This is a genomic window from Halorubrum tibetense (assembly GCF_042661865.1).
In the GTDB taxonomy this organism is placed as follows: Archaea; Halobacteriota; Halobacteria; order Halobacteriales; family Haloferacaceae; genus Halorubrum; species Halorubrum tibetense.
In genome coordinates this window covers 43,674-67,265 of sequence record NZ_JBHSWW010000001.1, presented here as the reverse complement: position 1 = coordinate 67,265, position 23,592 = coordinate 43,674, and the positions used below count along the sequence as shown (strand labels likewise).

The 23,592-nt window shown below is 55.6% G+C and carries 16 protein-coding genes and 2 pseudogenes; 6 read left to right on the top strand and 12 right to left on the bottom strand.

From position 1 onward, the window contains the following. Positions 1 to 189: 189 nt before the first annotated feature. The 4 genes from ACFQEU_RS00335 to ACFQEU_RS00320 all read right to left on the bottom strand — a co-directional run bounded on the left by ACFQEU_RS00335 (position 190) and on the right by ACFQEU_RS00320 (position 4,251). The gene (locus tag ACFQEU_RS00335; RefSeq protein ID WP_379778116.1) at positions 190 to 1,416 is read right to left on the bottom strand and encodes a Cdc6/Cdc18 family protein; all 1,227 of its coding nucleotides are present in this window, start codon (positions 1,414 to 1,416) and stop codon (positions 190 to 192) included. Positions 1,417 to 2,186: 770 nt separating this feature from the next. Beyond that, positions 2,187 to 3,230, bottom strand: a complete 1,044-nt coding sequence (locus tag ACFQEU_RS00330) for a hypothetical protein (RefSeq protein WP_379778114.1) — start codon at positions 3,228 to 3,230, stop codon at positions 2,187 to 2,189. Beyond that, on the bottom strand, positions 3,227 to 3,910 hold the full coding sequence (locus tag ACFQEU_RS00325) for a hypothetical protein (protein WP_379778112.1): 684 nt from the start codon (positions 3,908 to 3,910) through the stop codon (positions 3,227 to 3,229). The genes ACFQEU_RS00330 and ACFQEU_RS00325 overlap by 4 nt, the downstream gene beginning before the upstream one ends. After that, entirely contained in the window at positions 3,907 to 4,251 is a 345-nt protein-coding gene (locus ACFQEU_RS00320; protein WP_379778122.1) for a DUF7344 domain-containing protein, read from the bottom strand. Before ACFQEU_RS00320 ends, ACFQEU_RS00325 begins: the two co-directional genes overlap by 4 nt. Positions 4,252 to 5,112: 861 nt before the next feature. On the opposite strand from ACFQEU_RS00320, the gene ACFQEU_RS00315 reads away from it, so the two are divergent. Then, positions 5,113 to 5,913, top strand: coding sequence for an SWIM zinc finger family protein (locus ACFQEU_RS00315; protein ID WP_379778110.1), 801 nt, complete (start codon positions 5,113 to 5,115; stop codon positions 5,911 to 5,913). 12 nt (positions 5,914 to 5,925) lie between these two features. Here ACFQEU_RS00315 and ACFQEU_RS00310 read toward each other — a convergent pair whose 3' ends face one another. The 4 genes from ACFQEU_RS00310 to ACFQEU_RS00295 all read right to left on the bottom strand — a co-directional run bounded on the left by ACFQEU_RS00310 (position 5,926) and on the right by ACFQEU_RS00295 (position 13,770). Beyond that, positions 5,926 to 7,098 carry a tubulin/FtsZ family protein gene (locus tag ACFQEU_RS00310; protein WP_379778108.1) on the bottom strand — a complete coding sequence of 391 codons (1,173 nt, stop codon included), beginning with the start codon at positions 7,096 to 7,098 and terminating at the stop codon, positions 5,926 to 5,928. Positions 7,099 to 7,298: 200 nt separating this feature from the next. Further along, complete coding sequence (locus ACFQEU_RS00305) at positions 7,299 to 7,658, bottom strand: hypothetical protein (protein ID WP_379778106.1); 360 nt, start codon at positions 7,656 to 7,658, stop codon at positions 7,299 to 7,301. A gap of 1,499 nt (positions 7,659 to 9,157) precedes the next feature. Continuing rightward, positions 9,158 to 12,730: an ATP-binding protein gene (locus tag ACFQEU_RS00300; protein ID WP_379778104.1), complete on the bottom strand. Its 3,573-nt coding sequence runs from the start codon at positions 12,728 to 12,730 to the stop codon at positions 9,158 to 9,160. A 608-nt stretch (positions 12,731 to 13,338) separates the two neighbouring features. After that, a complete protein-coding gene (locus tag ACFQEU_RS00295; protein ID WP_050022831.1) occupies positions 13,339 to 13,770 on the bottom strand; it encodes a helix-turn-helix domain-containing protein in 432 nt (143 codons plus the stop codon). Positions 13,771 to 13,902: 132 nt separating this feature from the next. Between ACFQEU_RS00295 and ACFQEU_RS00290 the strand changes: the two genes are divergently transcribed. Together ACFQEU_RS00290 and ACFQEU_RS00285 are read left to right on the top strand one after the other, a co-directional pair. Further along, complete coding sequence (locus ACFQEU_RS00290) at positions 13,903 to 14,478, top strand: DUF8170 family protein (RefSeq protein ID WP_379778102.1); 576 nt, start codon at positions 13,903 to 13,905, stop codon at positions 14,476 to 14,478. 220 nt (positions 14,479 to 14,698) lie between these two features. After that, positions 14,699 to 15,971, top strand: a pseudogene (locus tag ACFQEU_RS00285) (IS4 family transposase). A 21-nt stretch (positions 15,972 to 15,992) separates the two neighbouring features. Here the strand turns inward: ACFQEU_RS00285 and ACFQEU_RS00280 are convergent. Both ACFQEU_RS00280 and ACFQEU_RS00275 read right to left on the bottom strand, forming a co-directional pair. Beyond that, positions 15,993 to 16,499 carry a DUF7970 domain-containing protein gene (locus tag ACFQEU_RS00280; RefSeq protein WP_379778100.1) on the bottom strand — a complete coding sequence of 169 codons (507 nt, stop codon included), beginning with the start codon at positions 16,497 to 16,499 and terminating at the stop codon, positions 15,993 to 15,995. Then, positions 16,499 to 17,491 carry a ParA family protein gene (locus ACFQEU_RS00275; protein WP_379778098.1) on the bottom strand — a complete coding sequence of 331 codons (993 nt, stop codon included), beginning with the start codon at positions 17,489 to 17,491 and terminating at the stop codon, positions 16,499 to 16,501. The genes ACFQEU_RS00280 and ACFQEU_RS00275 overlap by 1 nt, the downstream gene beginning before the upstream one ends. A gap of 989 nt (positions 17,492 to 18,480) precedes the next feature. Between ACFQEU_RS00275 and nrdR the strand changes: the two genes are divergently transcribed. The 3 genes from nrdR to ACFQEU_RS00260 all read left to right on the top strand — a co-directional run bounded on the left by nrdR (position 18,481) and on the right by ACFQEU_RS00260 (position 21,810). Then, positions 18,481 to 18,969 (top strand): transcriptional regulator NrdR, encoded by a 489-nt coding sequence (gene nrdR / locus ACFQEU_RS00270; RefSeq protein WP_128904686.1) that lies wholly within the window; start codon positions 18,481 to 18,483, stop codon positions 18,967 to 18,969. 133 nt (positions 18,970 to 19,102) lie between these two features. Next, positions 19,103 to 20,113: a ribonucleotide-diphosphate reductase subunit beta gene (locus tag ACFQEU_RS00265; protein WP_379778096.1), complete on the top strand. Its 1,011-nt coding sequence runs from the start codon at positions 19,103 to 19,105 to the stop codon at positions 20,111 to 20,113. Between the two features lie 2 nt (positions 20,114 to 20,115). Further along, positions 20,116 to 21,810, top strand: a complete 1,695-nt coding sequence (locus tag ACFQEU_RS00260) for a ribonucleoside-diphosphate reductase subunit alpha (RefSeq protein WP_128904688.1) — start codon at positions 20,116 to 20,118, stop codon at positions 21,808 to 21,810. A gap of 50 nt (positions 21,811 to 21,860) precedes the next feature. Here the strand turns inward: ACFQEU_RS00260 and ACFQEU_RS00255 are convergent. After that, a pseudogene (locus tag ACFQEU_RS00255) lies at positions 21,861 to 23,089 on the bottom strand (RNA-guided endonuclease InsQ/TnpB family protein). A gap of 3 nt (positions 23,090 to 23,092) precedes the next feature. After that, positions 23,093 to 23,242: a DUF2080 family transposase-associated protein gene (locus ACFQEU_RS00250; protein WP_209486872.1), complete on the bottom strand. Its 150-nt coding sequence runs from the start codon at positions 23,240 to 23,242 to the stop codon at positions 23,093 to 23,095. Between the last annotated feature and the right edge of the window lie 350 nt (positions 23,243 to 23,592).

The following is a 23,592-nucleotide window of genomic DNA, read 5'->3' as shown; positions in this document are numbered from 1 at the left end:
GCATGGGTTGCCTCGTAGGTTGGACACCAGAGGCAACCCGTTCCTCACGGGAGCCAGTTGCTACTGAACTCTAGAGGACTTTGTGACACGACCAAATGATTGAAAGATGATGGATATGCCCCCGTTCCTTCGAGAGGTACCGAACGAGGCAACCAGCAACGAACAGGCCACCCGCGAGAAAGTTGAGTCCTACGACAGGGTACTCTGTCGACTGAATGTATCCACGTCTTGCACGATCCCGTCAAAGTCCTCGACGTGCTCGAATCCTTCCAATAGCGAATCGAGGTTCACGCGTAGTTCTGAGAGGTAGTAATCCCCGCCCTGCACGCCGCCCTTCCGCTTGTGGGTCATCGCCAGATTGTATGTATCGAGGTTCGTGAGCTTGTCACGAATACTCCGCGACGTGAGTTGGTTCGTCCCGATCGCGTCAGCGACGCGTTTGTACTCCGAATAGACCTCTTTCGTCCGTGCCGGCGTGTCTCCACGGGATTCGAGTATCGCCAGCGCCATCAAGAGCGCCTGATCGTTGATCGTCAAGTCCTTGAGCTTGTTGACGATATTCACTTCCTCCAGTTCGTCTCGGGCGTTGTCGAGGTGCGCCTCAGTAACGATATCGCTTCCCTCAACGCAAGCAATATCCCCGGCTTCATGCAGGAGTCGAATAGCCTGTCTCGCAGAGCCAGTATCTTTTGCTGTCCACGCGGCAGCCAGCCCGACAACGCCGTCATCGACTGCACCGGGTTTGAACGCGGTTTCGACACGGTCGTACAGAATAGACCGAAGCTCGTCGGCGTCGTATGGATCGAAGTGAACCTCGTTCTCATAGAGGCTGTCCTTCGTTTTTGCGGATAGATCCTGTTTGAACTGGAGGTCATTCGAGATACCGATAATCGATAGGTGCGCGTTCGTGATCTTCCCGTTCGACCGCGCCCGTGGGAGCTGGTACAACAGGTCGTCGTCAGACCCGAGGTTGTCGATTTCGTCGAGGAAGAATACGATGTACCCACCGATTTCATCAAGTCGGCGGAACATCCGCTCGTTGAGATCGGTGAGCGAAAGCCCCTTCGGTCGCTCTGTCGTTTCGGGCTCGATCTCGGTGAGAATTTTCCCGACGGACTGGTAGGCGGTGTTCACGTCTTTCAGCGACACCTCAAACGTCCGGAGGTCGATATCTTTCTCTTGGCAGTAGTTGTGAAGTTCCTTCAACACAACACGGGCGGTGACGGTCTTCCCCTGCCCGGTCTTCCCGGAGATGAGGACGTTCTTCGGTTCGATCCCAGAGCGGATAGTTGTCCGAAAGCTCTTTGCGATCTCTTCCAATTCGGGCTCGCGCTCCGGGAGGCGATCAGGAACCCACTCTTCCATCAACGCGCGCTCGTTCTCGAAGACGTTAGTGTCGGTTTCAAACAGCGACATGGGGCTCTATGTTACGAGTATCATACACACATTCATTTATAAAACCCCTCCTTCCGCATTTTCTCGAACTTCCTCATAAGTCGGGTTTTATATACCACACCCACACCTCGTTTCCGCATAATACTCGCTACTGGGTGTGGGGATACCAGAGCGTCTGTCTCGAAGCCGAATCACACCCTCCCCGATAATCTCACCTCGCTCTTTCCGTATAATTATATATCTTTTGTTTAATGTATTGTTGTTGTTGTGTTGTAGACTGGAGACACCAAAAAACAGCACTATTAGACGATCCGGTACTGGCGTATAGACTCCGTTTAAGTATAATACTCGTGGAGGACCGCTGTTGAGGTCCTCCAAATCACTGGGTGAATAATGCGGAAACGAGGGGTGTGTCCCCGGCTGTGTGTCGTCGTGGCATGTGGAGCCTTCGATTATGCGGAAACAGGGGGTCTGTTGGATATCGACGAGAGGTGTGCTGGTTGTCACGCTCTGTCTTTTTAGCCTCTCTGTCCGAACGATCGAGTATGCACGCACAACCCATTCGTCTTTAGCTAAGACTGGTGGTTATATTTTGATTCAATCTCATTTCTCATAGTATTAGACGGTAGAAAATATCGACTGAGTCGCTCTTGCTACTGAGAACAGACGATTCACACGATTTGAAAACCGTATTTTGCTTCGCAGCGGGCATGTTACGACGGGATCCACCGTCGAAACACGGTTATTTGGTATTCCTGTGAGTATTAACTAAAGACGAATGAGTCAGGGATTTAGTGCCCAGCTGCGGGATGCGTATCGTCGTCTCGGTTGGTATCGATCGGGCCGTAGTCGTAATCCATCCCCACGGGAGTAAAGCCAGGGACGTAGCTGAAGCGTTTGCCAGGCTCTCCGTAGAACATCAAGGGGAGACTCCCCCGATCGTCACGTACCCCATACTCTGGAGGCCATTCGTTGAGTTCAGCCGACAGGCTGTACACTTGGGGTGCAGGAAGCGCACCTCGTTCAAGATCCCGCAGATCGAGGACCCGAACTTCGAAGTGACGGGCGAGTTTCTCAGCCTTCGGTGTGAGCTCGGTTGTATGACAGAGGACCGGCATTGCCCGACAGGCAAACGCTATCGTACACAGCCGGAAGATCGTCGATGGCGTGATCGTGTCGCTTGTCCAGTCTTTACACTGAGCGACAATCCAATCAGTCGGCTGCTGTTGTTTTGGCTTCCGGTTGGCGACGACGTCGACCTCGAGACCGAACAGGTGCTGGCGCGTCGCTGCTCGATACCCCCACCGCATCAACGCGCGCTGGAGTTGATACTCAAGCCATCGCCCATCGCCAACCCCACGCCCAGCCACGTCTGCATAGACAGATCGGTGACTGGAGAGTTTCTCAAGCAGCGTGGAGTTGTCCGTCGACCCCTCAGAAAGTGCGTCCTGAAGAATGACGATGTGGTCTCGAATCGTTTCGAGTGTTTGCTCGATCGAATACTCTTGTGAGGAGTGGTCGTACCCCTGAATGGAGAGATCCTCAAGCAGCCGATCGAGACGTAGTTCGATATGATACAGTGCCTGAGCAGGGCCATCCCACGTCACCACCTCATGATCGCCTTGGGACGGGCGATGCTCTGTATCCGCAAGCTGTCGACGGATCGCTTTGAGCGCGTAAAGCGCGAGGAACAACCGCCGCCGTGTGGTGACAGCTTGGACGGTCGTAAGTGTCTCCTCGTCTGAGAGAGCGTCCCGGAGCGTCTCGATCGCGTCGATAAGCTGGGTGAGTCCACGATCGAATCCCGGTGGAAGCGAGAATGTTTCGTCCGTCATTGAGAGAGCGGGCTGGGAGTGAAGTCGTGGCGAGTCAGTGCGGTTTCTGAGAGCGGTAGGAGCGTTGGCTGTCCGTGAGTGCGAAGGTGGTGGTAGAACTCGTCTGTCGTCGCAGGATACCACTGTGGGCTATCGCGCTCGCGGTAGCGTAGCTCGCCGTCGACGGAAACGACCACGCCCTGCTCGGTGGTGGCCGTCTTCGCGAACACGAGCGCAGGCGGATCCGGACGAGCCCAACTGTCGCGGGTCCACTCGAGCATCGTTTCGATCGGTGTGGGATCGACTGGCTCTGGGTACCGCGCCGCTGCTGGAGCACGTATCTCGACGTTGTCGAGGCGGTCACTCCCACAGGGACGCCACTCAGCGCCAGTCCACTCCCATTCGCGACGGGTCCACGTCTCGCCAGTGCTGTCGGGCTCGAACCGGAGGCGGCGAGGCGGAGCACTCGGTGGGTCCCACTGGAGCAGACACGCCCCGTCATCAGCGAGTGTAGCGTCCTCAGTTCGGCGACGATACGCGAACAGTGCGGCGTCGATTTGTGCCCGTGCCCGCCGTAGTGTGGAGAGTGGGTCATCTCCCGGCATGGAAGGCGCCTCAGAGTCGTTGACTGTCTCGAACAGCCGGTGAAAACTCGTGTCGATGTCTCTGAGCGTCTCCATTTCTGGGTGATACTCGGTCATCGGGATTCCTCCGAATCTGGCTTGTAACACGCAGTCTGGAGTCGGCGGATGTATTCTGCAAGCGGCTCGGTAGCGTCCGTCGGCGTCACCGTTTTTGAACGGTCATCATACGCGATGGCACCGCTCTGATCGAGTTTCTCGAGATGCGCTTGAGTCAGCGAGATGTAGACTGAGGTGCGTTCGTTGCTCCCGATTCTACTGGGGTCGATCGCATTCTCGATGGCAGCGATTTCGACGGCCAGATCACCTGCGGTAGTTGCTCCATGCGACTGTGAGAGTGAGAGCAAGACGCGCCGGCGACGACTGTTTGCGATCGCGTTGAACGCACGGTCTGGATCCATCGGGATGGCAGAAGCGGTCGGATCGTCGGTGGCTTCGGTCACTTAGACCGACCCCACGATGATTGTTCGACCGGCGTTTCGCTGGCGACGGTTCGGCGGGATTTGAGAACTGGACTGTTCGACGCGGTGTGTCAGTGGGTCAGTATCGAATGAGGTACTCTGGAAACCAGAGTTATCACTCCTGACCCTGTTTGGGTTGGTTGCTGTCATTGGGTGGCAGCACGACTCCTCCGGCGTCCAAGCGCCGGAGGGTTCCGTCAGGAATCGTGCATGTCGTGCGTGAGTTGTGGAGAACTGCTTGTAACTTTTATAAGAGTATCACAAACTGGGGGGTCGGTTATTTGGCCATTTGAGGGCCTCTACAGTCAGAATCACCTTGTGTTCTTAATCACCTCTTAAACTACGCTCCATCCACCACCGGTGGGTAAAAACAATCCGTCACTACAGCGGACCTTCTCATTCTACTCATAGACGGAGTAGGCCAAGTGAGTCAGGCCTGAATCTCGAGCCGACACACAAGCGTAGCGACTCGAATTTGACATGGTCGAGGTGGGGTGTTGACAGCTCCTCGACCACAAGGCCCCTGACAGCGCCGTGAGAAACAGTTGACTGCCCAAATGTAGTAACAGACTCAGTCATCTTCCAAATGGCACAGCGGGTCCAGCAGGCGGGCTCACCAACGGTGGTCGAACACCGGCAAGTGGTGGAGGTCTCCAATAAGTTTCCACGATATCCTCACTCAAGTATTCGTTCGTGCTCGTAACTGTGGAAGACCTCAAGAGAGACGCTTTTGAGGGGTGGCGGCCACAAGTGTGACGAGAGTACCGAGGTCCCAGTAGAGTGATTTCGGAAGGGCTCCGCATGAATGTTGATACAGAAACCATCCAGGACCGATGTACCGATCCCGTGTTTGAGCGGGGGCAAACCTATCGCAGGGAGGGACGGATCCAGCAGCTCGACCGGTTCGACGATCTCGTGTCGGCCGTTGTCAGCGGATCGAACCCATACGACGTGACTATCAAATTCGGTGGCCGAACTCTCGAGACTCAGTGTGCCTGTCCATACGACGGCCATGGCGACTGCAAACACGTCGTCGCGGTGCTCCTCGCTATCGCAGGCGACCCGCCAAAAGATGAGAGTGAGCGTATCGAGGCTCTCCTTGCGGACGTCCCTGTCGAAGAGCTGCGTGCGTTCGTCCACGGGATTCTTGCCACTCACAGTACGGTCCGAGAACAGTTTCTCGCGCAGTTCGGTGACGAACACAAATCGGTCAATGAGTACCGCGAGGAAATTAGCCACTTGTTCGAGCAACACGCCGACCCGGTCGTGTTCGAAGCGATCGACTTCTCCCGATTCTTCGATATTGCCGAACAGTACCGTGAGCGCGATCGATACCTCGCCGCTGCGACCGTCTATCGGGCAGTGTTCGAGGAAGTCGATGAGAATTTTAATTGGATCGACGGGTCCTACGACCACTACGCACAGACTCTCCAGACAGCTCTCGATGGATACATCGACTGTGTCTTGGCGACCGATCCCAGTCCCGAGGACTTCGAGACGTACGCGGGTGTTTTGGAAACCCGGGCATCGACAGAGTCAGAGATTAACAACACGCAGTTCTGGCGAGCACTCGACGACCTCGAAGATCGATACGACAAATAGACCACCACGATCTCAAAACAGCGACTCCAACTCCTCGTCGCTATCCATCAGCTCCGAGAAACGGTCCTCGCTCTCGTCAGTGATCTCCCCGAGATTCTGTTGTGCTTCGATTGCGACTTGCTGGAGCTCTTTCACTCTCGGGACGTTCGTCACGCCGCCGAGCAGCACGAGCGCTGCGACCGTCCCTTCCCCACGTCGTGGATAGTCACCACCACGGACCTCCATCGATCCGGTCTGTTCTTCGAGCCACTTGCGACCGTGCTCGATTCCCTTCCGATTGAGATACTCTGGTGGGCCGGCAACCACAAGCAGCGCTCGCTCTGTCCCGCTCACCTCACAGGGCAGCGTGAGTCGACCGAGTGTTGCTTTCCGGACGAGACTCGTGATTCGGTTGGTCGCTTCTGTACTGTCGATCCCGTTATCTGTATTGCCACGGAGTCGCGAGAGCAATCCCTTCCGCTCTGGCTCGTCTACCTCGACGTCGGCGTAGCCTAGCGAAGAGATCCCGCCCCCTTTGAGCGTATTGATGATCTCCGAAGAGTCAACCACGCTTTCAGCGACATCGCTTCCCTCGGTTATCTCGCCCGCACTGAAGAGCACGCCGAACCGCTGGACGAGCTCCTCGTTGATCGCGTCGAACCCTTCGCCAACGGATTCACCCGAGCTGCGCCAAGCGTCGTTGTCAAACAACATGAGGTTGTCCACCTCGTCGACGAACGTCTTGAGCGATCGAGCGGCGTTCAGCGTGTAGATCCCACCCTCGTCACTGCCGGGCAGAATGCCGAGCCCGTACACAGGTTCGGTGTAGATCCGCTTGAGGTTCTTGGCAATCACGGGTGCCCCGCCTGAGCCCGTCCCGCCACCAAGCCCCGCAACGATAAGGAACGCATCGATCTCGTGGACTGGCACTGAGTCGAGTGCTCCTTGGATCTCGTCGATATCCTCCTCGGCCACTTCTGCACCCAGTTCGTTGTCTGCGCCCACGCCGTGTCCCTTCACTCGCGACTGCCCGATCAGAATCCGGCGGTCTGTCGGGAGGTGGTCGATTCCCTGGAGATCTGCTTTCGCCGTGTTGACGGCGATCGCTCCACGAACGATATCTGCGCCTGTCCGTGCGTCGTAGACCAGGAACTCGTCGACCACCTTCCCACCCGCCTGTCCGACCCCGATCAATGCGAGTTTCATGTGAACATCCCACGTGTGACTACGCGGGTTGGACCCATAAAGCTTGGAAGAACACTGGAAAACCGGTGTGGGGGGTCCATGAATAATGTAATCGACCCAGAGCACTCGCAAAATGGTGTGGTCAATGAGAGACAAGACAAAATGGAGTGAACAGCCCTACCGGAACCTGTGTGTCGCGACCCGTCGGCCGTCAGTTCTACTTACTGATTGTAGGGGTGATCTTCTGGGTCGTGGTACCAGCCATCTCCGCCGAAGTACGGATGTGGTGTGACGAGGTCGACCCCAGTCGTTCCTTCGGGCAGGGGCATGTTCCCGATCTTCTCGCTCTGCGCTTCGATCTCCTCGCCGAACTCGCCATCCGTGTTGACATCTATCTCTCGAAGCACCCGCTCGACCTTGATGTTGATCTGCTCCATCTTGATCCGCTGGTGGCGGTTGTTCACTCCTTCTCGAAGGAGGAGTTCATGTGCTCGTGTTTTGGGGATGTCGTGGTAGTCTGCAATCTCATCGATGAGGTCCGCTAATTCGTCGGCTACGTAGCCGGAGATTTTCGTCGGCATCGCGATGTCTCTCGCGTAGTGGGTAATCAATGTGTCTGGTGAGTAACAAGGATTGATAATCAGTAGACATCATCTATAGCACTAGGGACTAGTCACGACTCTCCCAGCAGCGAGTGTCCTCACGTGATACCCAGCCGGACTGTGGAGACGGTCATCGCTGCCCGCCTGGTTGTATCTGCCCCGCCCGTGGCTCGTTGTCTCTGCCTGTCCCCATACTGAAAGTGAGTGGCTGTGTTGACGCGACTGTCTCTGCCGGGCGTCGATCGTCGTTCCTCCGTGGGTGTGCCCACCGGGACGTCTACTCGCTTGGTTGCGATAGCCACTCTGTCCGGACGGGCCACCCTCCCGATCGTCGTCTATCTCGACTTCTGACCGACTCGTCTCTCCCTTGCTAATCCAGTATCTGATTTCTGATATGCGTTCTGCGATATCTCGCTCGATTTTTCTGATCTCTCTTCTTCTCCTGGCTCCGCCCCGTCTCCTCGCCACGCGGTCGACCTTCTGGTCATTTTGCTCTCTAAGCCCCTAACATTGTGAATTCGCGGAACCTAACCGGAGAGGTTGAGAGATATATTAGAACATCTCTAAAGCTCTCTCAGGCCCTCAGAACCCAACCAGCGGGATTATCGGATAGGGTTAGTTAATGAAGAAACACCTCTATAAGCTTCCCCTCTTGTCATTATTGCGTTTGTCAACAAACAAACAATATTCATTACAAAGTACCCCAACCCGCTTCCCGTCATGTCATTATTAGCTGTGTTTTTGGATTCGAGGGTGCTCATTACAAAAGCGTCAAATCTGCCCGCCGTCTGGTCATTATAGGATTAATGAAAATATGCTCCTAACCCGCTCCCGTCTAGTCATTAACCCTTGTTTTCGAAAGTGTCAATGTGTTTGTGAGTGGGATTCTCTGTTTCATTACGATATGCCTGTATTCGGCCTCCGTCGTGTCATTACTGATTTCATGAACACCCCCTGAGTTCACGGTGCTGTCTTGTCATTACATCTTTGATGAGATTGGGTCGGGCTCCTGGATCATCAAGAAATTGGTTAATGATAATCTTCCTAATATCGCCCTCCGTCGTGTCATTAAGGGTTTAATGAGGAGGGGGTACTTTCGCGGTCCCGTCTTGTCATTAATTAGATTCTCTATCCAGCTATTGTTTTATTTATTATATATGGGGCGGTTTCGTTTGTGTATCTGGGTCTGAGAATTGACGCTCGGTGGTCCTGTCGCGTGGGCGGTATCCGCACACGATACAATCTGGGTCGCCTTTCTTCGTTAGTTTGTATTGGTCTCTGCCAGATGAGAGTTCGTTGTATTAGTGATGGATGAAGCTTCTCAGGGTGTGGGTGAAAACAATTCTATGGCCTCAGATTGTTGTTCTAGATGGTCTTGCTGAGACAACCGCGAGATATTGCTGAGACAACCGCGAGATATTGCTGAGACAACCGCGAGATATTGCTGAGACAACCGCGAGATATTGCTGAGGTGGTTGTTAGTCGTCTCCCAGGTCCTTTCTGAGTTTGTTGATGCTGAAGATTTTCTGCGCGCCTTCTGCGTCAAGTTCGTCGCTGATCTTTTCGAAGTTGTCTGATTCTCGTGCCTCAATATACCCGAGCTGACCAGTGAGCGACGACAGCAGCTTTCGCATCCCGTCGACATCTTTGACGACCCAGATGGCGTCGGCATCTGCGTCTCGGAGTTTGAAGAAGTCGTCTACGACGTGTCGTCGCTTCTCCGGAGACAGCTCAACTTCGATGACTTTGTCTCGATCGTCGGGGGATTCCTCTGTCGCCTCGACGTAGAGATCGAATTTGAGTTCGCTGCCCTCGGGGGTGTAGTACATGTATGTTTCGTAGCCGAGCCCGTCGTAGTATGCGTCGATGAGCCTGACGCCGACCCGGTGTTCCGGGCTTTCCCGACCGTACTCACCACCGTCTCGTGGCGCGAGATTCTTGTCGACGACGACGTTTGCTTCGTCTGTCGGCCAGTAGTACGCCTGTCTGTTACCGAGTTCGAACTTCTCGAGGAAGCCCCACTCGATGAGATCGGGTGCCGTCTCGCTGTACGGAAGGACGTTCATTGTGTCCTTGATGTGGTAGCCAGTCACCCCGTCTGTGAGTGCGTCGAAGACCATCCGGAGGAAGGATTCATGATCGCCTGTGAACTCCTCAGAGTCTTCAGGATTGTCTCCATCACTGTCCGAGTCTTCGTCTTCGTCCGCACCAGGACCGGTCTTCACGCCGCTGTCCATGTCGATCGCTTCGTGCTGGCGGTTGACGCAGTGTCGGTCTCGGCTTCGTTCACGGACTTGTTCACCCCGCGAGCTGACGTTGAACGACCCTGCGTTATGCCCTGGCGGGATGGGAAGCGGACGGAGTGTGAGTATCTCTGGCTTCTGTTTGTGGAAGCCTGTCGACGGGAGTTGGACGAGCCATTCTCCGCGTCGGAGCCCCGCGATACGGTCTTTGATCTCGTCGTTTTCGAGATCTTCATGGAACAGCGACTCGGCTAAGAGGTCGTCCGTCGCGACGTTGCCGATGATCTTCGTGTTGATGTTGTTGAGGATTTCTTTGTACGCCCGCCGGTTGTCCTGTGGATTATCTCCGAGTACCTGCTCGGGATACTGCATGATGAGCCCGAGCGAGAGGTTGAACTCACGCCCCTTCGGGAGGAGTTCTCGGTAGACGATTTCGTTGCGAGCGATGTTCGCAGACTCCTCGATGATGACGTTCGTGATGTATTCATCATCGTCTGGCGTCCAGATTGACTGCGCCGAAGTCCACAGATGAGACAAGAACAGGACGGTGAAGACTTCGCTGCTGGCCCCGCGCAGACTTCCCGTGTCGATGAGGACGACCTTGTTCGAGTTGAGGATGCTCTTCATGTCGAGCATCGGAATCTGCTCTTTGTTGTACCAGTTTGTGTTGTCGTTCCAGTACTCGTCATCGACCGTGTACGACAGCATATCCCAGATGAAGTCGCGCTCTTTCAGCTTTCGGATCCGGTTGAGGACCGCGTCAGTCGTGTTCATGAACTGGCGCGCGTCCTTCTCAAGGTGCGACTCGAGGATGGACTTCACCTGCGTGTCGACCGTTTGCGGGATGGCTTTGAGGACGGTTTCGTAGTCCTCGTCGAGATCTTCGACTTGCTTGCCGTACTTCTGGAAGACCTGTGCGGCCTCCATGAGCTCACCGATCGAGAAGTAATCTTTCCCGTGTTCGCGGTCGAACAGCGCCTTGATTAGGTTGGTGAGGATTTCGTTCGCGACGAACGCTTGTTCGACTGTCTTCTTCCCGAGGACGAATCTGAGTAACTGAAAATAATGGTCGATGATGTCCTGTTTGGCTGTCTCTCGGGTCCGTCCCGCACCCTCTGTGAGCGGCCGTAGGTCGAAGAATGGCATCCCTGGAACCTTGCCCTCCGCTTCTGGAATCTGGATGTATTCGACGTCTGCGAGGTTGCCGAACAATGTCCGGTGACACCGCAGATAGTTCTCACACATCTCGCCGTCCTTGGGATCGATGAGGATTGTCGGCCCCTCGAGATTGTGGTGTGTGGTGAGCATGTCGTTGATTGTCGCGACCGTTTTCCCGCTCCCAGTCGTTGCTGCGCGGATGTAGTGCTGGGTGAGATGATCTGCTGACAGTGAGAGCGCATCCCGCTTCGCGAGGTGGTCCCACCACTCATTTTTGCTCTGGATGGTACTGATCTTGTCCGGCTCGTCGGAGTTATCTCGGAGTGCGGTGACGGCATGACCGATCGTCATGCCGGTCGAGAACTCCTTGAATACTTCCTCGTTTGGCGAGGTGAGCGGGGACTGCGCTGTCGGTCTCCCCCCGGTCCCACCTCGACTCGCTTTCGGCAGCGTGTCGATTGACGGGACCGTGATGAAGTTTGAGAGCTCGTCAATGTTACAGACGAGGATCGGTTTTTGTCGCGACCAGGACTCCAGCCCGTTCGGGTAGGTGATCCCGTGGCTGAGCATCCGCTTGTACTCAGGTTCGTTCGTACCGAGGTAGTTCCCTTCGATTGAGTAGAACTTCCCACTGAGATGGTTGAGTGAATCCTGAAGATTTCGGGCACACTCGGTGTCTGATGTGGCCGCTCGGAGCGTGACGTTGTATGTGTGAGATGGATCTTTCAGGTCGATCTGACCCATCCGTCCCGTGCCTGAGCGGTAGCCCGCAGTCTGTGAGTCGTGGATTGAGCCGCCAATCTCGTTCGGTGTATCACTCCGGTGGCGCTCCTGTCGCTCTTCATCAGAGACGCCGAGGACGCCGTCGAGAACTGTCCGAAGGACAAGTCCGCCGGTCGTGTGGACGCCCTGTTTGAGGTTTCCTTTCTGGCGTTCGGCCTTCGGAGACCAGTCTGCGCGTGGCTCGAAAACCGCTTGAAAGAGGACCGCGCCGTCTGATTGGATGATGGTTTCGAGGAGATTGGAGAGTGGCGAGCGTTCGATCGCTTCGTTGTCGAATGACGAGAGCGTCGTCATCCAGTCTCGTCGTTTCTCCTCGACGCCCTCCCACCGCACCATCTCGGGGACCTCATCGAAGACGTTCGTGATGTCGAAGCTTTCCCGTCCGAACTCGAAGTTCTCTGGATACTGCGATCGTGTGGTGCTTTCGAGTCGGTCGCAGGTGACTTCACCGCGGTCGCCGGGTCCGATGAAGAACTTGAATTGAGCTTCATCCTCCGGTTTGTAGATGATGAACTCGAAGTTTGAGACGGGTTCAATGCCGGCGATATGGAGTTCCATATCGAGTGGGAGCTTGCGCCCGTTTCCGTATCGGTGGAGTCCGTAGAGTTCTCGCTTGACCGTCTCTGAGTTCACCTCCTCACGCACGGGGGTGATCTGAATATATTCTTGTTCGGATTCGATCTGTTCGATGAAGTCTTCCGCTTCGTCAGCATCGATCTCCCCGCTGAGTGAAGCACTAGCGGAGGTCTCGTCAGCATCAGATTTTGGTGTGGAGTCCGCTTCTTCCGCATCAGGTGGTGCATCCGGATTTGTTGGTTCACCGGATTCCGGAGGTACCTCATCATGTTTGTTTTCTTTTTTACACACAGTGATTTTCGACACAACCCTCCTAAATAGCTCTTTTTTGGGGGTCTACAAACTGTTCAATCTATATACTATTCCAGGATTATCCAGATGGAACTACGGTAGCACGTATACTCATTTGAACACGGCCCAGTCAGGTTTGCCGACACGAAGGAAGTGACTGATAGCGACGACGAGACCAATGACGACTCACACCGCAACTGCGTCGTAGCGACTGGGGGTTAGTGCCGAGCGGACCGAGGTCACAACTGGTGAGCTCGGTGATACGCTGCTCCAGTTCTTCGATTTCAGCTTGGATCTCAGTTGTGTCTTCGTCAGCACCAGCGAAAGGTTCCGACCATACCTACCGATTCCGACCGCTCGGTGATAGGCGATCCGCTCTCGTTAACCAACATCTAGTGATGGGAACCGGTAGGTATTGGTTAAGACCGCTTCAACGTTGAGAGGGTCACAGCCTCGGAGGATGGAATTGATGCGTGCCTTCTGTTCGATTCGTCTGTTCTGAATCAAAATCGAGCTGATCTCTCGCGTCGGCTCTGCGCTGGTTCCGCTTCTGGAATATCCCAGACGTCGAGTTCTCTGACCGGCAGAACGTACGCCTTAGGTGGGTTTCAGTTTCGTCCGTTCGGTCGCTCGACACCCTCGGCGGCCGTGATTTCGTCTGTTTTCTCGACTTCGGCGAACAGTTCTCGGTACGCATCGGGCTCAAAGAGGTTGTTTCGGTCGAACAGCTCGCGGGCGGCGTCGGTCAACTGAAAGAACCGGTACGGCTGACCCCGTTCGAGCCCCTCACGATCCTGTTCGATGGCCTCGATCAGTCCCACTTCTTCCAGCCGGATGAGGTGGTCGGTGAGCGTCGACGCTGCGATACTCGGATTGTAGTATTCGAGTTCCTTCTTCGAGGGCGCGCCTTTCGGATGACCGACGATTGTCCCGATGATATTCGCACGGGTCGTGTCGTCGAGGACACTAAACGCTGCGATCGGATCGAGTCCGGCCGAACTCTCGGCTGGCGTGAGCGGGGTGGCGTCGGGCCGGGACATTGTGTCTCTGTGTTTCTCTCCCGATCGGATAACCATTTCGGTGAAACTCGAATTGATGCCCAAAGTGATTGCGTATTCCACTTCCAGTCGTATTTCCGTGCCGTTAGGTGGCGGTGGTGAATGAGGCCCAGTATGAACAACGACGACGCTACCCGTGCAGTCATCGATAAATTGGGTGAACAGCCGGGCGAGACGCTCACACCCGAACGGGTCGAGGCGATCCAGACCGCGATGCACGAGGACCTCGGACGATTCATTAACAACACGTCCTACTTTGTTCTCGGTTCCTACGATGAGGAGGAGCGGCCACGATTGGAGGCTGTTCGCGACCAACTCGCGATCGATGCCGCAGCTTCGAACTCCGATGATGGGGTCGACGCGTTCCTGATGGACGATATTCTGGACATCTCGGAGTTCTTCACGTCGAAATTCAAGCTACTGGTCAGCTATGCGGACCATATCGTGGGGGTGTACGAACATTCCCAAGGCGGGCACGCGTGGGAAGCGGGTTACATCGATCAGCCGACCTATCGAAAACGGACGTGGGCCTTCTATCGAACTTACGAGACTGAGGAGGAACAGTACGCGGCCTACGACGGGATGTTCGCACACTATCTCCTCTCGATGGAGCGCGTGGACCGTGCGTACACGTGGACGACGCCAAAGGAACTTCGTGATTGTGTGGCGGACGCCTACGCACCCGATTGATGCCGATTCAATCCAAAACTGACTCATCCTCGAAGACCGTGAATTCCCACAATCTTGATGGATAGATATTGATGCGTTCCTTTCATTCGACATTATCCATATTGTCCATCCGTCTTTAGTTAAGCGAGAAACCGCGTGATAGCGGCGGCTTATCGAGGCATCTTTCGAAACGAATGAGGAAGTCCAGCCTGTGCACGACAAGGACTCCTCATCTCGGATTATGCGTCGGCTCACTACACTGTTCCTCTGAGTTCCTCGAAGAGCACGCCGAGGAACTCGGCGTGGTCGAACGTGACCGCAAGCTCCAGATCCCTGCCCTCGTTTGGGCGTTCGTGTTCGGCTTCGCCGCAGGCGAAAGCCGAACACTCGCTGGGTTTAGACGCTGTTACAACTCTACTGCCGATGAGACGGTCTCTCCGGGCGGGTTCTATCAGCGGTTGACACCGACGCTTCCGGAGTACCTCCGCGACCTCGTCGAGACCGCGCTCGACGAGGTCGCTGTTCCTACCGCTGTTGACGCTGATCTCGACCGGTTTAGAGACGTGATGATCTCTGATGGAACGGTGTTGCGGTTACACGAATTTCTCTCAGATCAGTTCGAAGCCCGCCGCGAGGAGCAGGCTAGAGCGAAGCTCCACCTGCTCCACAATGCCACAGAGCAGACGATTGAACGGCTTGATAGTGCTAACTAGAAAACGCACGACAGCACCTTGTTCAAAACAGGGCTGTGGCTTGAGAATCGCCTCGTGCTGTTCGATCTCGCCTACTTCAAGTACCGCCGATTTGCGCTGATCGACGAGAACGACGGCTACTTTGTGAGTCGGCTGAAGCAGAGCGCGAATCCGCTGATTACGGGGGAGTTACGGGAATGGCGCGGCTGCGCCATTCCCTTAGAGGGCAAGCAGCTCCGAGCTGTTCTCGATGATCTTGACCGGAAATACATCGATGTGGAGGTCAGAGTCGAATTCAAACGGGGGCCGTACAATGGGACACAGTCGCTAGATACGAAGCGATTTCGCGTCGTCGGCGTCCTCGTCGCGGACGCCGACGACTACCACCTGTACATGACGAATTTAGCGAGGAAAGAGTTCTTTCCGGCGGATTTAGCGGAGATCTACCGCTGTCGGTGGGAAGTTGAGTTGCTGTTCCGGGAGCTGAAGACGCAGTACGAACTGGACGAGTTCGACACGAGTGAGGAACACGTGGTGAGGATCTTATTGTACGCGGCGCTGCTGTCGCTGCTTGTAAGCTGCGATCTGTTGGATCTAGTCACTGAGCAGGCGGATGATGGGCTTGTGTTTCCGACAGAGCGCTGGGCGGCGACCTTCCGGTCGCACGCCCAGCTCATTCTCCACGAACTCGGTGAGTTCCTCGGCTACTCACCACCGCCGCTCCTCGACCGGCTGATCGAAGACGCTCAAAAGATCCACAAGCAACGACCAATCTTACAAGAGACACTCGCTACCGCTACACAACCGAGGTGTGAGGCTTAAATAAAGACGGATGAACAGCCGCTAATCGAGTTCGCCGTACCCGTCTTCTCTCATCAGTTCTGCAACGGCTTCCACGTTGTCAAACGCCGCGAGAAGCGCATACTCACGGGCGTCCGTCTTCGCGATATCATCCGTCCCGAGCTCCGAAGCAAGCTGGCTTCGAAACTCCGCTTCTCGGGCAACGACCTCATCACGAGCGAAGAGCTCAAGCCGGTTGTCTCGTTCGTCCCCGACGTTATTTCGACGAACGAAGTACGGATACCGATGGCTACCTGTCTGGTGTGCTTCGGTATCACCGGCTGTCGAGGTGGTCGTTGTGCTCTCTTCGCTGGTACTGTTCGCATCATTCGCTCTTGGGGAAGTCTGGCCTTCGTCTTCTTCGGCTGAGGTGGCTACCTCGGGTTCCTGATCATCTGCCTCCTCGTTCGCAACATTACCGGCTTCTTCTGGTTCGTCATCTGTTTCTTCCTCCTCGCTGTCTCCGAAGTTGAGGTTTCCTGACCCGGATTTGAATGAATCGCCCCCCATTAGTTAGCCACCTCCGGTTCAGTCGTGAGGTCAGCCCGTATCGTCTCAGTCCCGTAGTCATCGATGTCTAGGACGAGCTCGTCGTTGACGTCGACATCGAACGTCTCTGTCGCTATGAACCCTGCCAGCTGCCAAAGCTTCTCCAACGTCTCGAGTTCACGGTCAGGCACTCTACGTTCTCCCTTCTCTGTGACCATCTCGCCATTCTCTTCGTAGGTCTTCCACCGCTCTTCAACGACTTTGAACGCAGAGCCACGGGCTTCCCACATGGCGTCCATCAGACTCTCTCGCGATCCGATCGAAACTGGCGTTGCGAAGGCGTCCGTATTTTCGAACTGATCGCGATACTGCTTGTGGGCGTTCGTCTGCCCGACTCCGGATGGGACCACACACGAAAGCCCGATTTCGATGTCCAGCGCAGTTTCCATGTTTCCGACCATCTCTTCGAGACCGTCGAGGCTGAGACTTCCCTTTCCAGCTGGCTTAACGGGCGCCACCAGTGTCCGAAGCGCGTAGATGGCATTGTAGAGGAGGTCTTCAGCCCGTGCGTTAGGATCGATGAGGACCGCGTCGTACTTTTCGTTCAACTGCTCTCGCTCCCAGAGGAGATTGTATAGGAGTTCGAAGCGTGGGTACTCTTCACGGGAGATCCCCTTCACCCCCGTTTCGTAGGAGATCTTCTGCTCAAGATTGGAGGTGAAGTCTCCTAGCATGTCGTGGCTCGGAATGACGTCGACGCCCTCCTCGGAGGTCTCGATGAGATCGTCAAAGTCGCCATCAGGCATTTCCAAAATGTGCTTTACGAGATTGTCTGCATCCGGGTCTCCACGATTCTCTCCAATATCGAAGAGTGAGGTGAGGTTGCCTGTCTGAGGGTCTAAGTCGATCACGAGGACATCAAGGCCCATCCGCTTGAGCGCGACTGCGAGATTCGCCGTCATGGTCGTTTTGTACGTCCCCCCGGACTCAGCGTAGATGGCGGTCGTTATCATACACCTGCTCATTTGCATGCCTGTTACATATATCTGTGTCAGACGATCGGGGCAGCAATCTGTAACAGATGTCTGTAATTTATATCTGTGATTTCCTCTGTAGTTCATGGCTAGTAGTGCTGATACCGTAGGATACTGCTCCTATGTCGCAATTATAGAGGTGTAAGAGTGTTCAACAAATTGTCTGTAGTAGCTATCTGTAATTTCTGTCTGTATAGTCCGTCTGGAATAGAAAACTACATTGCGAGTACTCGACCTAGGAATATGTCTGTGGCAATAATCTGTTACAGATATCTGCTACAGGTACCCGTTGCAGATATTTATAACAGAAATCTGGAGTAGGTCTTCACACGAAGTGCAGTAGGAAGTGATCCCAGTTAATCTCTGTAACAGATATACGTTACAGATGTATACCACAGACGCTAATCTGGAATGGGTGTGTGGACATCGATACGTAGAGGAGGTGATCTTAACTTCAGGAGGCCATCTAGTTCGCGGATACAGATACCCGTTACAGATGTCTCGTACAGATATTGGTGACTCTGAAGGAGAACCACAAATTTGGCCACACGTTCTCTTGGATCGCAGGAACCACATCTGGTTCTACCTGATCTCGAGACAGAACTGCGTCAAGCGTGATCATCTTGAAGTGGTCGACGTTTTGTGGAGTTTGAAGTATGGACTATGATCTCGCGTTCATCGACGTAATCGCTAAAGCACATCTGTGGTAGCTATACCTTTGCATCTAGGGAATTGCTAAGCAGACTGAGGGAAATACGCCACCGGTGGCGATCGGCACACAGTAGTTGAGATTGGTGTTCTCAATGCATATGATCCCAATCATCCACCCCACCAATCAATTTTAATTGTACTACATCAATTCTATTGAGGAAGTTTTATGTGACAGCCTTCACCACCAGATATTGCGGTCAAAATCGAGAGACACCACATATAGGGTTAAGATCTTAGAGGATTAAGCAGTGACAACTATGAACTGCCCGGACTGCGGGAACGAGCGAACACGCGTCATCGATACAGGGACCAGTGCCGACGGAACCTCCGTCCGACGGCGCCGCGAGTGTCAACGCTGTTCGTTCCGCTTTACGACCTACGAACGTCCGGAGTGGGAGTCCCTCCAAGTGAAAAAACGCGACGGAACCATCGAATCGTTCGACCGACAGAAACTCCGCGCAGGGATCGAGCGAGCCGTTGAGAAGCGGGATGTAACCGAGACAACAGTGACTGCTCTCGTCGACGATATCGAGAGCGAACTGCAAGGTCGAGAGGCACGTATCGTCTCTTCGAGTCTCATCGGCGAACTCGTTTCTGAGAACCTCCGCACGCTCGATAAGGTAGCCTACATTCGATTTGTCTCCGTTTACAAAGCATTCTCTGAGCCGCAGGAATTCCTGAGAGAACTTGATGCAGTCTTGGATGCAGAACTTGATGACTTCGAAGCCTCGAACAGCTCACTATGACACAAACATACGCAGATCAAACGAATGTTCGGTCAATTCTTGACCGGGCGAGCATGGCCCACGTCCAGACGTACAGAGAACGACGGAAACAGAAACCAACCAACAGAGGACGATTCCTCCGGAGTACGTGCCAATGACTGAAAACAAAACCACAGGCGGAGATCCGGAGACCGACATCTTCTCCGAACGAACGCAGCTCAAACCGTACGAGTACCCCGACGTCATCGAGTACAAAGACGCGATACGGAACAGCTACTGGGTTCACACGGAGTTCAACTTCTCGGGAGACGTGCAGGACTTCAAGGTCAACACGACTCCGGCCGAAAAGACCGTCATCAAGCGGACGATGCTGGCTATCGCGCAGATCGAGGTCCAGGTCAAGACCTTCTGGGCAGAAATCTACGACGAGATGCCCAAAGCGGAGGTTGGGAACGTCGGCATGACCTTCGCCGAGAGCGAGGTCAGACACATGGACGCGTACAGCCACCTCCTCGACATCCTGGGGATCACGGAGGACTTCGAGGAGGTGACCGACGTCCCCGCAATCGAGGAGCGGATCGACTACCTCGACGAGTACCTCGAGAGGAGCGAGAGCGACGACACACAGGAGTACGTGATGAGTCTCCTGCTGTTCTCCACGTTCGTCGAGCACGTCTCGCTGTTCTCGCAGTTCCTCATCATGACGAGCTTCGACAAACACGAAAAGAAGTTCAAGGGGATCGCGAACGCCGTCGAAGCGACCAGCAAGGAGGAGCAGATTCACGGACTGTTCGGTGTCGAACTCGTAGAGATGATTCGCGAGGAGAATCCGGATCTCTTCGACGAGGACTTCGAAGAAGAGGTCCAAGCGGCCTGTCAGCAGGCGTTTGAGGCAGAGATGAAGATACTGGACTGGATCTTCGGTGAGGGCGAACTAGAGTTTCTTCCCCGGGTGCACGTCGACGCGTTCCTGCGGGACCGGTTCAACCAGAGCCTCGAGAACGTCGGTGTCGAGCCGATATTCGACCCGGACGATGACCTGCTCGAGGAGACACGGTGGTTCGACGAGGACATCATGATGACGAAGGACAACGACTTCTTCAGCAAGCGGTCGACCACGTACAACAAACACGCACAGAGCATCACCGCGGAGGACATGTTCTAACGATGGCACAAACAGAACCAGCACTCGACGAGGTCAACCAGCAGCACGAGGAACCGTTCTACTGGCTGAACGAGGACAGCCGAGCGTTCCTCGACGAGGGGTACCTGATCGAGGGTGTCACGGCCGAGGAGCGTGTCAGGGAGATCGCGGAGCGGGCCGAGGAGATCCTGGACGACGACGGCTTCGCGGACAAGTTCTACGACTACATGAGTCGGGGCTTCTACAGCCTCGCGAGTCCGGTGTGGTCGAACTTCGGTCTGGACCGAGGCCTGCCCATCAGCTGCTTCGGTAGCTACATGGAGGACAACATGGAGAGCATCCTCTACACGCAGGCCGAAGTAGGCGAAATGACCAAGCTGGGCGGCGGGACCAGCGGGTACTTCGGCGAGATCCGGCCCCGAGGCAGCCCGATCACGAACAACGGCAAGAGCAACGGAAGCTACAGCTTCACCGAGCTGTTCGACACGATCATCAACGTCGTCAGCCAGGGCGAGACGCGGCGCGGCCAGTTCGCGGGGTACATAGACGTTGAACACGACGATCTGGACGAGTGGCTCAACATCAAGACCGAGGGCGACCCCGTACAGGACATCTACTACGGCGTCATCATCGGTGACGACTGGTTCCGGGCGATGGTCGACGGCGACGAGGAGAAGCGAGAGACGTGGGCAGAAATCATTGAGGCGCGGATCAACATCGGTGTCCCGTACATCATTTTCCGGGACAACATGAACGAAGGTAAGCCACAGGTCTACAAGGACAAGGGCTACGAAATCAATGCCTCCAACCTGTGTACCGAGATTGCACTGCCAGCCACGCCAGATGAGAGTTTCGTCTGTTGTCTCTCATCGATGAATGCGCTCCACTATGACGAGTGGAAGGATACCGACGCAGTGGAAACGCTGACGCGGTTCCTTGATACCGTCATGGAGGAGTTTATTCAAGAGGCGGAGGGGACGCAGTTCATGGATCGCCCGGTGCGGTTTGCGAAACGGCACAGGGCGATCGGCATCGGCGTCCTCGGCTGGCACAGCTACCTCCAGAGCGAGATGATTCCGTTCGACAGCATGGAGGCGATGGAGAAAAACGAGGCAATCTTCCGCACCATCAAGGAGCGAAGTTACGAGGAGAGTCGTCGGCTCGCCGACGAGTTCGGCGAGCCGGAGGTGCTCGAGGGCTACGGTCGCCGGAACGCGACGACGATGAGCGTGGCCCCGACGAAATCCAGCAGTGTCATCCTGGGGCAGGTCAGTCCGAGCATCGAACCGCTGAAATCGAATTACTTCGTCCGCGACGGTGCGAAGCTAAAATCGACGCAGAAGAACCGGTTCCTCGAGGCGATACTGAAACAGCGAGGCAGAGACGAACGCGAGGTCTGGGACAGCATCGCACAGAACGACGGGAGCGTGCAACACCTCGACTGCCTGACCGACGAGGAGAAGGAGGTGTTCAAGACCTTCGCCGAGATCCCACAGATGGCGATCATCAACCAGGCAGCGCAGCGGCAGAAACACATCGATCAGGCACAGAGCCTGAACGTCTCGATCGATCCGAGCGAAGTGAGCGTCAAGGAGATAAACCAGCTCTACATCGAGGCTTGGAAGAAAGGGGTGAAGAGTCTCTACTACCAACACAGCGTGAACGCCGCACAGAAGTTCAGCCGAGACATCCTCGAATGTAAGGCCTGTGAGAGCTGATCCCCCATCGGCCGGTATGATAGAGTGGTCCATGTGACTTCCTCCCCACCCTACTCGCTCGCCGCGCTCGCGGCTCGCTCCTTGAGGGTGGGGCTTCCTGTTTCCACGACGCGCTTTGCAGGAACCGAATGGGTCCCCGTAGGGAGCGCAGTCTCCGCAGGCGTTGATTCGGGACAGCCCGTCCCTACTTGCTTTAGACCGCGTACCAAGATGTTGTACGCCGCGTTCCAGTCCCGGTCGGCGGTGAACCCGCACGACGGGCACGAGTGTTCGCGGACCCAGAGCGGCTTGTCCGTCGAGATACCGCACGCCGCGCACTCCTTGGTCGTTCCCGCTGGTTCGACCGCCACGAAGTGCGTGCCTTCCCGCTCGCACTTGTATTCGAGCATCCGCAGGAACGTTCCCCACGCCGCCCCCGCGCGGTTTCGGGAGTTGCCGGGGAGTTCGACCAAGCCTTTCGCGTCCAAGTCTTCGACCGCCACGAGGTCGTACTCCCGGGCGTAGTAGTTCGAGAGCTTGTGGAGGAAATCGCGGCGCTTCCGGCGGAGGTCGGCGTGCCGCCGCGCGGCGGTCTTGCGCTGTTCCTCCCAGTTGTTCGAGCCGTGTTCTTTCCGCGAGAGGTTGCGTTGGGCGCGTTCCAGCCGCTCTCGCTCGTCGCGTAGGTCCGACGACTCGACCACCGTTCCGTCGGTGTCGTGGGCGTACTTCAGGATACCCACGTCGATACCCACTACGTCGGCCAACTCATCGGGTTTCGCAGGTGGGTCGTTCGGCGTTTCGACGCCGAGGGTGGCGAACCACTCGCCCGTCGGCTCTTGTTTCACCGTGACGGTCTTTATCTCGGCGTCGTCGGGGAGGTCGCGGTGGAAGGTGAGGGGTATCTCGCCAACCTTCGAGAGCCACAGCCGCGTCCGACCACTCGTGTTCTTGAGTTCGAAGCCGGATTGACTGTAGGTGAACGAGTGGTACTCTCCCGATCCCTTCCAGTTGAGCGTCCCGACGCGGTAGCCCTTCTCTTTGCGGCCGCGAAGCGTCGAGAGGTTGTCGTACAGTCGTTGCACGACTTTCTGTAGGACTTTCGAGTGGACTTGCTTGAGGTCGGTCCACCAGTCCTTGAGGTCCGGCAGGCGCTTCTGTTCCGAGTAGGACGACGTGTCGTCTACTCGTTGAGTCGGTGGAGAAAGTGGTTGTAGACCTGCCGGCAGGTATCGACGATCCACGCTAACCGTTCTTCGAGCGCGTCGGACGGTCGGAGTCGATACCTGTAGTTGTAGTTCATGGCCTATTCGTCGTCTTGGTCGGGTTCGGAAACGCGAATGATTTTCACATCAGCGCCGAGCCACCGTCGCGGGACGTAGACGTGTGCGCCGTTGCCGGTGGCGCGAACGTCGCCGTCTACGACTTCGTGGCCGTTGAGTTCGAACCGTTCCATAGACGATGTATAGACTTTGTAGGGACATGAAGATTCCGGACCGTTGGCCTGCGGGCCGAGTGTACCGGGTGTATGAACAGGCGATGACGGCGTTGACGAATCGCTCCGCGATTCGTTCGCACACCAGAAATCTTTGATTTCTGGGGACGCTGTATCCCCTCCCTACTCGCTCCCTCCGGTCGCTCGTTGAGGAAAGGGCCTTAGCGCCTATCTTCAGGTAAGTCAACCTGAACAAGGAAGAGAATTCCTTCGAGACGCAGGTGACCGAATACCAGAGCGGGGGTAGCCTCAATTGGTAACATCCGACCGCGTTCCGCATAGCAACGTGGTCCCCTAGCTGTCTTCGAAGC

What these genes read in the sequence shown, in the direction of transcription:
- ACFQEU_RS00335 (WP_379778116.1), bottom strand. Translation starts at nt 1,416, where the DNA reads ATGTCGCTGTTTGAAACCGACACTAACGTCTTCGAGAACGAGCGCGCG.
- ACFQEU_RS00330 (WP_379778114.1), bottom strand. Translation starts at nt 3,230, where the DNA reads ATGACGGACGAAACATTCTCGCTTCCACCGGGATTCGATCGTGGACTC.
- ACFQEU_RS00325 (WP_379778112.1), bottom strand. Translation starts at nt 3,910, where the DNA reads ATGACCGAGTATCACCCAGAAATGGAGACGCTCAGAGACATCGACACG.
- ACFQEU_RS00320 (WP_379778122.1), bottom strand. Translation starts at nt 4,251, where the DNA reads ATGGATCCAGACCGTGCGTTCAACGCGATCGCAAACAGTCGTCGCCGG.
- ACFQEU_RS00315 (WP_379778110.1), top strand. Translation starts at nt 5,113, where the DNA reads ATGAATGTTGATACAGAAACCATCCAGGACCGATGTACCGATCCCGTG.
- ACFQEU_RS00310 (WP_379778108.1), bottom strand. Translation starts at nt 7,098, where the DNA reads ATGAAACTCGCATTGATCGGGGTCGGACAGGCGGGTGGGAAGGTGGTC.
- ACFQEU_RS00305 (WP_379778106.1), bottom strand. Translation starts at nt 7,658, where the DNA reads ATGCCGACGAAAATCTCCGGCTACGTAGCCGACGAATTAGCGGACCTC.
- ACFQEU_RS00295 (WP_050022831.1), bottom strand. Translation starts at nt 13,770, where the DNA reads ATGTCCCGGCCCGACGCCACCCCGCTCACGCCAGCCGAGAGTTCGGCC.
- ACFQEU_RS00290 (WP_379778102.1), top strand. Translation starts at nt 13,903, where the DNA reads ATGAACAACGACGACGCTACCCGTGCAGTCATCGATAAATTGGGTGAA.
- ACFQEU_RS00280 (WP_379778100.1), bottom strand. Translation starts at nt 16,499, where the DNA reads ATGGGGGGCGATTCATTCAAATCCGGGTCAGGAAACCTCAACTTCGGA.
- ACFQEU_RS00275 (WP_379778098.1), bottom strand. Translation starts at nt 17,491, where the DNA reads ATGATAACGACCGCCATCTACGCTGAGTCCGGGGGGACGTACAAAACG.
- nrdR (WP_128904686.1), top strand. Translation starts at nt 18,481, where the DNA reads ATGAACTGCCCGGACTGCGGGAACGAGCGAACACGCGTCATCGATACA.
- ACFQEU_RS00265 (WP_379778096.1), top strand. Translation starts at nt 19,103, where the DNA reads ATGACTGAAAACAAAACCACAGGCGGAGATCCGGAGACCGACATCTTC.
- ACFQEU_RS00260 (WP_128904688.1), top strand. Translation starts at nt 20,116, where the DNA reads ATGGCACAAACAGAACCAGCACTCGACGAGGTCAACCAGCAGCACGAG.
- ACFQEU_RS00250 (WP_209486872.1), bottom strand. Translation starts at nt 23,242, where the DNA reads ATGGAACGGTTCGAACTCAACGGCCACGAAGTCGTAGACGGCGACGTT.